The 13,332-nt window shown below is 70.4% G+C and carries 13 protein-coding genes and 2 pseudogenes; 11 read left to right on the top strand and 4 right to left on the bottom strand.

The genetic code is table 11. The annotated features are described in order from the left end of the window. Positions 1-22: 22 nt before the first annotated feature. From M8I34_RS17375 to M8I34_RS17335, 9 genes are all read left to right on the top strand, one after another. Positions 23-1,420, top strand: coding sequence for an MFS transporter (locus M8I34_RS17375; protein WP_250050340.1), 1,398 nt, complete (start codon positions 23-25; stop codon positions 1,418-1,420). 43 nt (positions 1,421-1,463) lie between these two features. Beyond that, a complete protein-coding gene (locus M8I34_RS17370; RefSeq protein WP_250050339.1) occupies positions 1,464-2,312 on the top strand; it encodes a xanthine dehydrogenase family protein subunit M in 849 nt (282 codons plus the stop codon). Next, positions 2,309-4,663, top strand: a complete 2,355-nt coding sequence (locus tag M8I34_RS17365; RefSeq protein ID WP_250050338.1) for a xanthine dehydrogenase family protein molybdopterin-binding subunit — start codon at positions 2,309-2,311, stop codon at positions 4,661-4,663. The genes M8I34_RS17370 and M8I34_RS17365 overlap by 4 nt, the downstream gene beginning before the upstream one ends. Further along, entirely contained in the window at positions 4,660-5,205 is a 546-nt protein-coding gene (locus M8I34_RS17360) for a (2Fe-2S)-binding protein (protein WP_250050337.1), read from the top strand. The genes M8I34_RS17365 and M8I34_RS17360 overlap by 4 nt, the downstream gene beginning before the upstream one ends. Beyond that, on the top strand, positions 5,196-5,888 hold the full coding sequence (locus M8I34_RS17355; RefSeq protein ID WP_250050336.1) for an SRPBCC family protein: 693 nt from the start codon (positions 5,196-5,198) through the stop codon (positions 5,886-5,888). The genes M8I34_RS17360 and M8I34_RS17355 overlap by 10 nt, the downstream gene beginning before the upstream one ends. Then, positions 5,885-6,547 (top strand): isochorismatase family protein, encoded by a 663-nt coding sequence (locus M8I34_RS17350; protein ID WP_250050335.1) that lies wholly within the window; start codon positions 5,885-5,887, stop codon positions 6,545-6,547. Before M8I34_RS17355 ends, M8I34_RS17350 begins: the two co-directional genes overlap by 4 nt. After that, positions 6,544-7,431 (top strand): alpha/beta fold hydrolase, encoded by an 888-nt coding sequence (locus M8I34_RS17345; RefSeq protein ID WP_374210925.1) that lies wholly within the window; start codon positions 6,544-6,546, stop codon positions 7,429-7,431. The genes M8I34_RS17350 and M8I34_RS17345 overlap by 4 nt, the downstream gene beginning before the upstream one ends. Positions 7,432-7,509: 78 nt before the next feature. After that, complete coding sequence (locus M8I34_RS17340) at positions 7,510-7,992, top strand: MarR family winged helix-turn-helix transcriptional regulator (protein ID WP_250050334.1); 483 nt, start codon at positions 7,510-7,512, stop codon at positions 7,990-7,992. A 73-nt stretch (positions 7,993-8,065) separates the two neighbouring features. Further along, positions 8,066-8,836 carry an aspartate/glutamate racemase family protein gene (locus tag M8I34_RS17335; protein WP_308372366.1) on the top strand — a complete coding sequence of 257 codons (771 nt, stop codon included), beginning with the start codon at positions 8,066-8,068 and terminating at the stop codon, positions 8,834-8,836. Between the two features lie 315 nt (positions 8,837-9,151). On the opposite strand, the pseudogene M8I34_RS17330 reads toward M8I34_RS17335, so the two are convergent. Both M8I34_RS17330 and M8I34_RS17325 read right to left on the bottom strand, forming a co-directional pair. Next, positions 9,152-9,364: pseudogene (locus M8I34_RS17330) on the bottom strand (alcohol dehydrogenase catalytic domain-containing protein); the annotation flags it as partial. A 33-nt stretch (positions 9,365-9,397) separates the two neighbouring features. Beyond that, positions 9,398-10,588 (bottom strand): MFS transporter, encoded by a 1,191-nt coding sequence (locus tag M8I34_RS17325; protein ID WP_250050333.1) that lies wholly within the window; start codon positions 10,586-10,588, stop codon positions 9,398-9,400. Positions 10,589-10,667: 79 nt separating this feature from the next. Between M8I34_RS17325 and M8I34_RS17320 the strand changes: the two genes are divergently transcribed. Both M8I34_RS17320 and M8I34_RS17315 read left to right on the top strand, forming a co-directional pair. Further along, a complete protein-coding gene (locus M8I34_RS17320; protein WP_250050332.1) occupies positions 10,668-11,057 on the top strand; it encodes a MerR family transcriptional regulator in 390 nt (129 codons plus the stop codon). A gap of 328 nt (positions 11,058-11,385) precedes the next feature. Further along, positions 11,386-12,180, top strand: coding sequence for a recombinase family protein (locus M8I34_RS17315; protein WP_250050331.1), 795 nt, complete (start codon positions 11,386-11,388; stop codon positions 12,178-12,180). A 31-nt stretch (positions 12,181-12,211) separates the two neighbouring features. Here the strand turns inward: M8I34_RS17315 and M8I34_RS41915 are convergent, their stop codons facing one another. Together M8I34_RS41915 and M8I34_RS17310 are read right to left on the bottom strand one after the other, a co-directional pair. Next, complete coding sequence (locus M8I34_RS41915; protein WP_374210924.1) at positions 12,212-12,427, bottom strand: group II intron maturase-specific domain-containing protein; 216 nt, start codon at positions 12,425-12,427, stop codon at positions 12,212-12,214. 16 nt (positions 12,428-12,443) lie between these two features. Next, positions 12,444-13,199, bottom strand: a pseudogene (locus M8I34_RS17310) (IS5 family transposase). Between the last annotated feature and the right edge of the window lie 133 nt (positions 13,200-13,332).

The following is a 13,332-nucleotide window of genomic DNA, read 5'->3' as shown; positions in this document are numbered from 1 at the left end:
CACGCAACACCGTGGAGCGAACGTGAAAACAGGCGATCAGATCGTTCAGGAACTCCCCTGGAGATGGTCCGTCCAGGGACGGATCTTCATCATCGGTGGCCTCGGCTACCTCTTCGACGCCTATGACATCGCCCTGAACGGCTTCCTCATGCCGCTGCTGGGCACACACTTCGACCTCTCGCTCGGCGGGCGCGGCCTCGTGGCCACCGCCAACCTCGTCGGCATGGCCGTGGGCGCCGTCGCCTGGGGTGCGGTCGCGGACCGGATCGGGCGCAAGAAGGCCTTCAGTGTCACGCTGCTGATCTTCGCCCTGTTCTCGGTGCTCGGCGCGCTCGCCCCGACGTACCCGGTCTTTCTCGCACTGCGCTTCCTCGCCGGCGTCGGGCTCGGCGGCTGCATCCCCGTCGACTATGCGCTGGTGGGCGAGTTCTCGCCGCGCAAGTACCGGGGCCGGGTGCTGACCGCGCTCGACCTGTGGTGGCCGATCGGCGTGACGCTGTGCGGGCTCGTGTCGACGGCGATGCTGTCCCTCGACGGGAACTGGCGGTGGATGCTGGCGACGATGGTGCTGCCCGCACTGCTGCTGTTCTGGGCGCGCCGCGGCATCCCCGAGTCGCCGATCTATCTGACGAAGAAGGGCCGGGAGACCGAGGCCCGGCAGGTCATCGACAACCTCGTCGCCCGCACCGGCGCGCCTGTCGAGCCGTACGTCATCCCCGAGCCCGTCGCCGAGACCGGGGTGCGCGCAGTGGCCGCCGCGGCCGAACAGCTGCGCCGGATCTGGAAGTTCAGCCCGCGCATCACCTCCGCGGCCTGGCTGCTGTTCGCCACGGTCATGCTCGTCTACTACGCGGCGCTGAGCTGGCTGCCGTCCATCCTGAAGGAGGAGGGCCTCGGTGAAACGGCCGCCTTCATGAGCACCACCCTGATGAGCGGCGTCGGCATCGTCGGCGTCCTGGTCTCCACCGCGCTCGTCGATGCCGTCGGCCGCAAGTGGCTCATCGGGATCTCGGCGCCGCTCGCGGCGCTCGCACTGGTGGTGTTCGCGCTGGTGATGAAGGTGCCTACCGGGTCGGCCGTGGCGATCGCCGGGTTCGGCTTCCTGATGCAGCTCACCATCCCCGCCATGTACGCATACGTCTCCGAGCTGTACCCCACTCCCCTGCGGGCCAGCGGCTTCGGCTGGGCCTCATCGGTCAGCCGGGCGCTCACCGGCTTCGCCCCGCTGCTGTTCGGCTCGGTGATGTGGCCCGTGCTGGGGCTCCCGGTGACGTTCGCTGTCCTGGGGCTCGCCGTGCTGGTGGCCGTCGTATGGATGGCGGTGGCGGCTCCGGAGACCAAGGGCCGGGCCCTGGACGGCGACGACGAGGAGCTGCGCGTGTCCGCGCCCCGGACGGTGCCGGAGCAGGCAGCCATCTGACGGTCCGGCCGCGCGAGCGCACACCACGTACGACAGGAGGAGCATGAAGCCCGCCCCGTTCCGGTATCACCGGGCCCCCGACGTCGACGGAGCCACCCGGCTGCTGGCCGAGCTCGGTGACGACGCCAAGGTCATCGCCGGCGGACAGAGCCTCGTCGCGATGATGAACTTCCGGCTGGCCCGCCCGCGGCATCTCGTCGACATCGCCGGCATCCGGGAACTCGGCCGGCTGCACCGGGACGCCGACGGTGGTCTGCGCATCGGGGCGCTCACCACTCATCACACGGTGGAGACCGACCCGGCGGGGGTGCTCGGGGCGGGCTTCGCGGTCCTGCGGGACGCCATGGGCTGGATCGGGCATCTGCCGATCCGGACGCGCGGCACGGTCGGCGGCAGCATCGCACACGCCGACGCCACCGCCGAGTGGTGCCTGCTCGCGGTGGTCCTCGGTGCCGAGCTCGTGGCGCGGGGCCCACGCGGCGAGCGCAGGATCCCGGCCGCGGACCTCTTCCTCGGCTACTACACGACCGCCCTCGACCCGGACGAACTCCTCATCGAAATCGTCTTCCCGCGTCCCGCTCCGCACGCCGCCCTCACCGAATTCGCCGAGCGGCGCGGTGACTTCGCCCTCGTGGCGGCCGCCGTGGACCTCGACATCGAGGAAGGAACCGTACGCGGCGGCCGGGTGGCGCTCGGCGGGGTGGCGGCCGCGGTGGCACGGGTGCCGGAGGCGGAGGCCGTGCTGGCCGGCGGCGGCTCCTTCGACGACTGCGCGTCGGCGGCGGCAGCAGCCGTCGAGCCCCCCGCCGACGCGTCCGGCAGCACGCGCTACCGCAAGGAACTCGTCCGGACGCTGGTCCGGCGCGCCTGTGAGGAGGCGAAGTCCCGGTGAAGGAACGGAAATTGGTGGGCAGGTCGGTCGCGCGCCGCGAGGATCCGCGGCTGCTGTCCGGGCGCGGCCGGTTCGTCGACGACATCGCGCTGCCCGGCATGCTGCACGCCCAGTTCGTACGCAGCACGGTCGCCCGTGGTGAGATCGCCTCGGTCGATCTCTCGGCGGTACGCCACGTCCCCGGCGTCGTGGCCGCGCTCACGGCGGAAGACCTGGAGCTGGGCGACATCACCGCCCAGCTGGGGCGCCCCCTCTCGGAGTACGTCCCGACGGCCATGCCCGTCCTCGCCCGCGACACGGTCCGCTATGTCGGGGAGCCCGTCGCGATCGTGGTGGCCCGGGACGCGTACGCCGCGGAGGACGGCCTGGAGGCGGCCAAGGTCAGCTACACGACGCTGCCGCCGGTCACCTCCGAGGAGGCGGCGCTGGCACCAGGCGCTCCGCTCGTCCACGACGAGGCGGCCCGCAACACCCTCGTGGACGTCTCCCTCTTCGCGACGGACGGCATCGACGAGATCTTCGCGTCCGCGCCCTGCGTCGTCCACATCGAGTCCAGGACCGGGCGGCAGAACGCGCTGCCGCTGGAGACCCGCGGCGTCGTGGCGCACTGGGACGACCGCGAGGAACAGCTCGTCCTGCAGACCTGCACCCAAGTCCCGCACCAGGTACGGACAGTGGCATCCCGCAGCCTGCGCCTCCACGAGCGCGCGGTGCGGGTCGTCGTGCCCGACATGGGCGGCGGCTTCGGCCAGAAGTGCGTCGTCGGGCGCGAGGAGATCGCGGCCGCGGCGGCCGCACTGCGGCTGCGCCGGCCGGTGAAGTGGATCGAGGACCGCAAGGACGCCCTGTCCGCGTCGTTCCTCGCCCGCGAACAGCATTACCAGGTGCGTGCCGCCTTCGGCACGGACGGCAGGATCCTGGGGCTCGACGCGGATGTGGTGTGCGATATGGGCGCCTACTCCTGCTATCCGTTCACAGCGGGCATCGAGCCGCTGATGGCCTCTGCCGAGATGCCCGGTGTCTACAAGGTGCCCGCCTACCGGGTGCGCGGCCGGGCGATCACCACCAACAAGGCACCCACGGCGCCCTACCGGGGCGTCAGCCGTCCGCAGTACGTGATGGTCGTGGAGCGGCTCTTCGAGCGCGCGGCCCGCGAACTGGGCCTGGACCCGGTCGAGATCCGCCGCCGCAACGTCATCACCGACTTCCCGTACACGGGCGTCAACCTCATCACCTACGACCCCGGTTCCTATCTGGAGTCGCTGAATCTGTGCGAGCGGCTCGTCCAGGACGAGGGCTGGTACGAGAAGCAGGCCGCGGCGGCGGCCGAGGGGCGGCACCTCGGCATCGGCTACGCATGCTTCAGCGAGCGCACCGGATACGGCTCCACGGCCTTCGCCCAGCGCAAGATGCAGGTCGTGCCGGGCTTCGACATCTCCGAGGTACGGATGGACACCAGCGGCGCGGTGACCGTCACCACCGGCACGATGAGCCACGGGCAGAGCCACGAGACGACGATGGCGCAGATCGTCGCCGATGAACTCGGCCTGGACATCGGCAAGGTGAGGCTCCACCAGGGCGACACCGACCGCATCACCTACGGCTGGGGCACCTTCGCCAGCCGCTCCATCTCCGTTGGCGGCAGCGCGGTGCGCCTGGCCGCGGCGAAGCTCGGCGGCAAGTTGCGCGCCATCGCCGCGGCCCGCTGGGGCATCGACGCCGACGAGGTGGAGCTGACGGACGGTGCCGCCCGCCGCCGGGACGACACATCCGAGGTACTCACCTACGAGGACATCGCCGATATCGCCTACCTCCGGGCTCACCTGCTGCCCAAGGACATCGAACCGGGCCTGGCGGCCACCGCCACCTTCGATGTCTTCACCGACGGCACCTTCTCCAACGCCACCCATGGCGTCGTCGTCGAACTGCACCAGGGCACCGGGCAGGTGGAGATCCTGCGGTACGTATGCGTCGAGGACTGCGGCGTCGCCATCAACCCGCAGGTCGTGGAGGGGCAGTGCCGGGGCGGCATCGCGCAGGGCATCGCGGGTGCGCTGTTCGAGCAGGTGACGTACGACGACCTGGGCGAGCCGTCGGCGACCAGCTTCATGGACTACAAGGTGCCCACCGCCCACGAGATCCCCGAGGTGCTGATCCACCACCTGGAGACTCCCTCCGCGTTCACCGAAACCGGCGCGAAGGGCGCAGGCGAGGGCGGCACCATCGGGGCGCCCGCCGCCGTCCTCAACGCCGTCAACGATGCCCTGCGCCCCACAGGCGTCGAGCTCGACCACACACCCGTCACTCCCGAGACCGTGCACCGCGCCCTGAACCCGGAGGCCGCATCATGACCGACACCACCGCGCCGGCGCACCGGGAAGTGCAGCTGATCACCCTCGATGTCAACGGCGAGCAGCACGAGGTGATCACCGAGCCGCGGCGCACCCTCGTCGACGTACTCCGTCACGAGCTGCGGCTGACCGGCACGCACGTCGGGTGCGAGCACGGCATCTGCGGCGCCTGCACCGTGCTGGTCGACGACCGGCCCGTACGCGCCTGCCTGATGTTCGCGGCCCAGGCCGAAGGCGCCCGGATCCGTACGGTCGAATCGCTGTCCGAGGGTGACCAACTCGGGGATCTGCAACGGGCGTTCAGCGAACATCACGGGTTGCAGTGCGGGTTCTGCACGCCAGGCTTCCTGATGCTCGCCGAGGGGTTCCTCGCCGAGCGGCCGGAGGCGACCAAGGAGGAGATCCGGGAGGTCGTCGCCGCCAATCTGTGCCGGTGCACCGGCTACCAGACCATCGTCGAGGCGATCGACGGGTGCGCGCAGGCACGGCGCCGGGCCTGCGCGAGCCGCTGTGACAGCAAGGAGAGTGACGTATGCAGCTGACCAACGCGGTCCCGGTCAAGGCCTCGCCGGACGAGGTCTTCGCGCTGATGAACGATGTCGAACGGGTCGCCTCGTGCATGCCGGGCGGCGCGCTCGACGGGCAGGACGGCGACGCCTGGCAGGGCAGGGTGAAGATCAAGGTGGGGCCGATCAGCGCCGCGTACGCGGGCACGGTCCGGTTCCTGGAGGTCGACGCCGAGCGGCGGCGGCTGCGGGTCCACGCCCGCGGGGCCGACACCCACGGCAGCGGGGACGCGGAGGCCGACGTCGCGCTGGAGGTGGTGGCGGCGCCAGAGGGCGCGCTGCTCCAGCTGTCCACGGATCTGGTGATCCGGGGCAAGATCGCCCAGTTCGGCAAGGGCGCGATCGCTGCCGTGTCGGACCGGATCCTGCAGCAGTTCGCACGGAATCTGGGGAGCCTGCTGGACCAGGACCGGGTCACCGGAGCGCCTGGCCCGCAGGGCGCGGCTGCGGCCCCGTCCCCCGCCTGGCAGCCCACTGCCTCGCAGCCCGCGCTCGCGCAGGACGCCGAGCTCGACGGCCTGGCGATGCTGCTCGGCCCCACTGCCGCCAAGTACGGCCTGGTCGCCGGGGCATTCGCGCTCGGCCTCTTCGAAGGCTGGCTGCTCGGCCGGCTCAGCGCCCAGGCGCGGGAGCTGCGGGCCCGGCGGAGGGCGTCATGAGCGCCGCGCGGTACGGACGGGAGACGGAACGCACCTACGCGCGGGCGGGCTTCGGCGCCCCCGTGCGCCGCGGCGCCCGGCCCGCGATCGTCGTGGTCGACCTCACGCGCGGCTTCACCGAGGACGGCTTCCCGTCGGGCGCGGACCTGGCCGACGTCGTCGGCGCCACGGGCGAGTTGATCGAGGCGGGGCGTCCGGCCGGGGTACCGGTCGTCTTCACCGCGATCGCCTACACGCCGGCCGAGGCGGCGGGTGACGCCGTCACCTGGCTGCACAAGGCGCAGGGCATGCGGGCCCTGATCGAAGGCAGCGCGGAGGTCGCCGTCGATCCGCGGCTGCCGCGCGCGCCTTGGGACCATCTGATCGTGAAGAAGGGCGCCTCCGCGTTCTTCGGCACCTCGCTGTCCGCCCTGCTCACCGGCCTCGGCTGCGACACCGTGCTGGTGTGCGGGGCGACGACGAGCGGCTGTGTGCGGGCGACGGCCGTGGACGCCGTGCAGTCCGGGTTCTCGGTGCTGGTGCCGCGCGCGTGCGTCGGCGACCGGGCGCCGGGCCCGCACGAGGCGAATCTCTTCGACATCCAGGCCAAATACGGCGATGTGATCGACCTCAAGGACGCCCTCGCGTACCTCGGCGGCCTGCCCGGGAGCGCCCCATGACCCCATCGAGTCCGACGCCGGAGGACCCCATGCCCCCCACCCCGCCCGCCCGCTGTCTGTCGCAGTCCGCGCTCGCCGATCTCGCCGACGTACCCGCCGCGAGCCGCTGGGTGCGCTCGGGCGGCACGCGCCTGCACGTTCTGGACTACGGCGGCCCCGGCGTCCCGCTCATCGTGCTGCCCGGCATCACCAGCCCCGCGATCACGATGGACTTCGTTGCGCGTGAACTCACCGATCTCGTACGTCCGTTGGTCGTCGACATCCGCGGGCGCGGGCTGTCCGACGACGGCGGTTCCTACGGCCTGGAGGAGTACGCCGAGGACACCGAGGCCGTCGTCACGGAGCTCGGACTCGACCGCCCGGTGCTCTTCGGGCACTCCATGGGCGCGCGCATCGCGGCCGTGACCGCCGTCCGGGGCAAGGTCGCGCTGCGGGGCACGGTGCTGGGCGACCCGCCGATGAGCGGACCGGGGCGCGGGCCCTACCCGACGACACTGGACGCGTTCCTGGGGCAGCTGGCCCAGGCCGTGCGCGGTACGGACGCGGACGAGGTGGCCCGGGCGTGGCCGCGCTGGCCGCGCGCGGAACAGGAACTGCGGGCCCGCTGGCTGGCCAGCTGTGCGAAGGAGGCCGTCGTGGCCACCCACCGCGGCTTCGAGAGCGAGGACTTCTTCAACTGGTGGCCCTCGGTGCCGGGCCCCACGATGCTGCTGTACGGCGCGGACAGTCCCGTCGTCACCGCCGAGGGCGCGGCGGAAGCGGCCGGGCTGCACCCGTCGGCCGCGCTCACCGCAATCCCGGACGCCGGCCACATGCTGTTCTGGGACAACCCGCCCGCCGCGCTCGCGGCGCTGCGCGAGGCGCTGCGCCCGATGCTGACCTGACGGCCGCCCGTGGTCCCCCTTCCCGGACCGTCCCGATCCGGCTGCCGAACCGATCAAGAGCCGTGCTTAAGTGAGCTCATGGCTGACGAAACCGCACCCTCGCCGTCCGCACCGCCCCGGGCTCCCGCCGCGCTGACGGCCGCCCCCGGCTACCAGGTCCGGCGCCTCTACCAGGCGTATCTCGCGGTCTGGATCCGCGCGGTGGACCCGACGCTCACCGGGCCGCAGTTCGCGGTGCTGCAGGCCGTGGACGCGGCGCCGGGGCACGACCAGCGGTCGATGGCGTCGGCGGTGGCCCTGGACACGTCGACGATGGCGGACGTCGCCCGGCGGCTGGAGAAGCGGGGCCTGATCGTGCGCAGGACGGCCGCCGACGACGGCCGCCGCAAGCTGCTCTATCTGACCGAGGAGGGCGAGCGGACCCTCCACGACGCGAACAGCCGCGCCCGCCGGCTCGACGAACGGCTCCTGGAGCCGTTCGGAACCGAGCGGCGCGAAGAGATCGTGCATCTGCTCACGTCCCTCGCCGACCACTGGGAGGGACTGACCGAGGACGCGTAGCCCGTCCACCGCGGCGGACCACGGGTCCTGGGTCGTCAACGACCGTACGTACACCGGACATCCGGAGGATCCCGTGACCGACCACCACATCGGCATGATCGTGCCCAGCTCGAACCTGACCATGGAGACGGAGCTGCCGCGCATGCTGCGCGAGCGCGAGGCCGTCCTCCCCGAGGACCGGTTCGTCTTCCACAGCAGCCGGATGCGAATGCAGCACGTGACGCCCGAGCAGCTGCGCGCCATGAACGCGCAGACCGAGCGCGCGGCCCTGGAACTCGCCGACGCGCGGCCCGACGTGGTCGCCACGGCCTGCCTTGTGGCGATCATGGCCCAGGGCCCGGGGCACCACTGCACCGCCGAGGCCGAGATCACCGGCGTGCTCCGTTCCCAGGGCGCTCAGGCGCCGGTGGTCTCCAGCGCCGGGGCCCTGCTCGACGGCATCAAGGCCCTGGGAGCCGGACGGGTCGCGATCATCACGCCGTACATGAAGCCGCTCACGCGCCTGGTCGCGGACTACATCGAGGACGCGGGCATCGAGGTCGTGGACGCGCTGAGCCTGGAGGTCCCGGACAACCTGGCGGTCGCCCGCCTCGACCCCGCGGATCTGCGCGACCACTGGCGGCGACTGGACCTGTCGCGGGCCGACGCGCTCGTCCTGTCCGCCTGCGTCCAGATGCCGTCACTGCCGTCGCTCCAGCCCGTGGAGGACGCGGCAGGCCTGCCGGTGCTCTCGGCGGCCGCCGCCACGGCGTACCGCATCCTCACCGAACTGGGCCTGCCCACGTTCGTCCCCGGCGCGGGCAGCCTGCTGAGCGGCGGTGTGCCCGGCCGCGCCGCGGCCTGAAAGAGCGTTTTGTTCCGGTAAGGGCTGGTTCGTGCTTCGGATGTCGCGCCAATTCAGGGTGGATTCCCGGGTGAGGCATCGGCGTATGAGGTCGACCATTGCGAGGTTGATCATGGCTGCGGAGCGGTGGGGGTGGGTTTCGTAGTCGCGGGCGAGTGCCGGCCTCAGGGTCGACGTCGAGGAACGGGGCGGGGCTGGTGTCCCCGAAGTCCGACAGGCTCTGCCCGACCTCGGGCAGGTAGCTGGAGACCAGCAGCAAGTGGCGCACCGACCCGATTCCCGCAGCGGGTGGTCCCCGGGGCGGTAGCCGGGGTGGTTGGCGGCGGTGACGACTCCGGCCAGATCCCACCCCAAGGTGGCGGGGAGTTCGGGCCCGATCTCCCCTGCACGGGTTTTCCAGTCCACCGGGTTCAGACTGCTGGCGACGGTACGGATCAGTACTTCGCCGGCTCCTGGAGTGGGCTGGGGGACCTCCCGGACGGACAGGACTTCGGGCCCGCCGTGGCGAGCGATTTGGATCGCGCGCATGGCGACCTCCTTTACGAGGCGAGTGGACGGGAATCAGGCGGCGATCGGAGCTTCGTGTTCGGCATCCTTCGCCGACGTCCGTGTCCGAGGCAGGACGAGATAGGTGAGGGCCAATCCGATCAGGCTCAGCACCGCGCCCGCCAGGCCGGTCCACCGCAGAGCGCCGGCGGCGACGATCGCGCCGCCGATGACCGAGCCCGCTGCGGCCCCGAGGTTGAAGGCGCCCACGTTGACGGAGACCGCCAAATTGGGGGCGGCGCCCGCGTGGTGCAGGATCAGTCCCTGCAGCGGGGCGATGGTCGCGGTGGCGAGCAGGCCGAGTACCAGGACCGCGGCCACCGCGGTGGGCTGCCACACCACGGCGAACGGGACGAGCAAGAGCGTCCCGGCCAGCCCGCCGAAGACCCCGCGTACGGTGGCGCTCATCGACTTGTCGGTCAGCTTTCCGGCGGTGAGGTTGCCGAGGAAGCTGCCCGCGCCGTAGGCGAGCAGCAGACCGGAGACCGCCGTGGCGGAGAAGCCGGAGACGCGGGTCAGCAGCGGGGCGATGTAGGTGAACACCGTGGCGACGCCGGAGAAGCCCACTGCGGTGGTGACTATGGCGAGCATGACCGGCCGACGTGCCACTACGCGTATCTCGTCGCGCAGTCGCGTGGACGGTGCCTCCTGCCGGGGCAGTACGGCGGCAAGCAGCATGGTGCCCACCAGGGACAGAACGGTCAGCACGGCGAACGGAGCCCGCCATCCGGCGCCCTGCCCGAGCAGTGCCCCCAGGGGTACTCCGAGGAGCGTGGCCACGGTGAATCCGGAGGCGACGGTGGCGATGGCCGAGCCCGTTTTCTCGGCCGGGACCACCCGGGCCGCCGTCACCAGCGCCAGGGCCAGGAACGCGGCGTGACTGAGCGAGGAGACCATGCGGCCCACCAGGAGCAGGCCGAACGACGGGGCCACGGAGCTGATCGCACTGCCCGACGCGAACAGCAGCATCAGGCCGATGGCGAGCCCCTTGCGCGGCAGACGCGAGGTCAGCAGGGCCATGAGTGGCCCTCCGATCACGACTCCGAGCGCGTATGCGGTCACCGCTTGTCCGGCGGTGCCCACAGAGACATCCAGATCAGCGCCGACCTGGGGCAACAGCCCGGCGATCAGGTACTCCGAAGTACCCACGACAAAGACGCTCGCGCACAACGCGGCGAGCGTCGCGAAACCCTTGTTCACCTTCATGCCGCAGACGCTAAAGTCTCACATCGGTATGAGAGTCAAGCCGAACGGGCAAAGCCCGCGCGACCATCAGGAGGTCCATGTGCGCATCGGTGAGCTGTCCCGACGGACCGGCGTGGCCGTGCACCTGCTGCGCTACTACGAGGAACAGGGTCTGCTCCACCCGCAGCGGCGCCCCAGCGGATACCGGGAATACGTCGAAGAGGACGTTGCTATCGTCCGCCGCATCCGCAGCCTGCTGGCCGCGGGCCTGGGCACCTCAACGATCACCACAGTCCTGCCGTGCCTGCGGGACACCGGCGACCGCCTCGTCCCCACCTGCTCGGACTTGCTCGCCGACCTCCACCAGGAGCGCGACCGCATCGCTCGGGTCATCAGCGACCTTCAGACCTCCATGGACGCACTCAATGACGTCATCGCTGCGGCCCCGGCCGACGTCACTCGCCGAGCACTGGCCTCACTCGACGTGTAAACGAATCAGCTCTCACAAACGACCCTTTCCCGGAACAAGATCGAAAGTGATCGGCGGGAGCGGTTGGGATCGCGGATTCACTGTCACAACTCGTTCTCACTCAAAAGTGGAATCAGGCACGTTCTGAGAAATGTTTGTGACAGCATCCGGGGTCATGACGGGCCCTCAAACCGCACCCACGTCCTAAGCGGACGACGTCGAGCGCTACCCCTGCCCACGCTGTCACGCATCGCCAGGCTCACCCTGCCGCTCGCGCTCCGGCGCGGTCGCCGGGACCTATCACACTGGCCGCTTCACCAAGGTGCCCCGGCTCGCGAAACTCCTGCGCGTGCCCACCCCCGCCGACCGCGGGCCCGGCCAGCCGTGGCGACCCGGCACCCCGGCACCCGCGCCCGTCGACCCCGACACCCCGAGCGCCGACATCCGCATCGGATACGCCCGATGCTCGACCCTCACCCAGGAACTCCAGACACAGCTCGACGCGCTCGCGGCCAATCGCATCCCCCGCGACAAGATCTTCGCCGAGAAGATCAGCACCCGCGTGAGGGTCCGCCCGCAGTTCGAGGCAGCCCTCACCGCCGCCCGCGAGATCAAGGCCCATGCCCTGCACTGCCGGGTGATCTTCACCGTCTACGAGATGAAGCGCCTGCGACGCGATGCCGCAGAGCTGACAGCCCTGGCCGATCACCTCACCGCCCACGGCCTGGTGCTGGAGATGCTCGCCGGACCCCTCCAGGGGATGTACGACCCCAGCGGTCCAGGACGCCTGCTGTTCGGGTTCTTCGCCGCGATGGCCGAGACCGAACGCGAGAACATCCGCGAGGCCACCCTCGAAGGACTCGACACCGCGGCCCGCAAGGGCAACCACGGCGGCCGGCCCCCGGTCATCACCGACGACATGCTGCACACCGTGCTCCGCCGCCGCGCGAACGGCGAGACCGTCGAGGACATCCAGCCCGACCTACTCATCCCCACCGGCCGCCGCAAAGGACAGAGCCCCAGCCTTTCCAACATCTACCGGGCGCTGGCCGAGCACGAGAAGACCCAGGCGTACCCGGAGGCCATCGAGACGGCGCACGCCGACTTCGCCGCCCTCCAGCAGCGCGACCGCAGCCCCGCGTAGTTACTCAGCGCTACATGACGGGTGGCGGCAGCTATACGAGAACACGGCCTTGTGCAGCGCCAGTGCGTGAACATGCGGGATACCTCTGAGCGACCTCCCGCAGTTTCGTCAGGGCCTTCCGCAGGGGCGCGAGCCGTTCGTACTTCTGGCGGATCCAACGCACCAAGTAGGGTTTGATGCGTTTCAAGAAGCGGGTCAACTCGCTCGGCCTGAACCGGCCGTAGTGGTTGGTCCACCCCGCCAGCACAGGATTAGACGGTTTTCTATGTAATGAATTTGAGGAGTCGTTTGTAGCAGCAGAGTGCCGCGGCGAAGCCGAGGAATGCCAGGTAGTTGCGGGGATGGCGTTCGTATCGGGGCTTGAGTCTGCGGTAGCCGGACAGCCACGAGATGGTCCGTTCGATGACCCATCGGTGTCGGCCTAGTCTTTCACTGGTCTCGACTCCCTTGCGTGCGTCGGGAAGCCAATGTACTTGCCCCACAACCACTTTCGCAGGCGAGGGGATGTCGTAGGCCTTGTCCACGTGGAGTCGCTGGGGCTTGAAGTGCGGCCTCGGTGCGGCTCGTGTTTCGTTTGGAGACCCACGATGAGGGGCTTCAGGCCCTGACTGTCGTGGACGCCTGCCGCGTGAGACGGCGACGACCAGGGGCAGTCCGTTCGCTCCGACAGGACGTGCATCTTGAAACCCGGTTTACCTCGTCCACGGGGCTCGGGCCTGTGCGTTCGCCTCCGTTTCAGCGCGCACATGGGCCGAGTCGAGGACGACACGGGAGACATGGACCATGCCTGTGTCGTCGAGCTGATGCAGGACCGCTTCGTGGAGCCAGCCCCCATACCCCCGCCCGCGACCAGATCATGAACCGACGATGTGCGGTCGACTTCGATATACCGAAGCACGGCGGGGCATCCCGCCAGACACAGCCGCTGACCAGTACATAGATGATCGCGCGAGCAACGTCTCATCAGGCGTGTTCTGAGTCCCGCCGCCTTGCCGCCGTACCCGGTCCTCCGGGATCAACGACCTGGCGAGCTCCTATAGGCTGTCCGGCACGATCCAACTCCCCGTCTTTCGCGCCCCACGCACAGACCAACGAGCGCCCACCACGTAGAACGCCGTCTATTATGCGTTCGACGAAGTCCCGCGATGCGGC

Source organism: Streptomyces sp. MCA2 (genome assembly GCF_023544705.1).
Classification (GTDB): Bacteria; Actinomycetota; Actinomycetes; order Streptomycetales; family Streptomycetaceae; genus Streptomyces; species Streptomyces decoyicus.
This window is presented reverse-complemented; position numbering and strand designations above follow the sequence as displayed.

Bases quoted from the DNA above. Each gene is read 5' to 3' on its own strand.
- M8I34_RS17345 (WP_374210925.1), top strand. From the start codon at position 6,544: ATGACCCCATCGAGTCCGACGCCGGAGGACCCCATGCCCCCCACCCCG.
- M8I34_RS17350 (WP_250050335.1), top strand. From the start codon at position 5,885: ATGAGCGCCGCGCGGTACGGACGGGAGACGGAACGCACCTACGCGCGG.
- M8I34_RS17325 (WP_250050333.1), bottom strand. From the start codon at position 10,588: ATGAAGGTGAACAAGGGTTTCGCGACGCTCGCCGCGTTGTGCGCGAGC.
- M8I34_RS17370 (WP_250050339.1), top strand. From the start codon at position 1,464: ATGAAGCCCGCCCCGTTCCGGTATCACCGGGCCCCCGACGTCGACGGA.
- M8I34_RS17355 (WP_250050336.1), top strand. From the start codon at position 5,196: ATGCAGCTGACCAACGCGGTCCCGGTCAAGGCCTCGCCGGACGAGGTC.
- M8I34_RS17360 (WP_250050337.1), top strand. From the start codon at position 4,660: ATGACCGACACCACCGCGCCGGCGCACCGGGAAGTGCAGCTGATCACC.
- M8I34_RS17340 (WP_250050334.1), top strand. From the start codon at position 7,510: ATGGCTGACGAAACCGCACCCTCGCCGTCCGCACCGCCCCGGGCTCCC.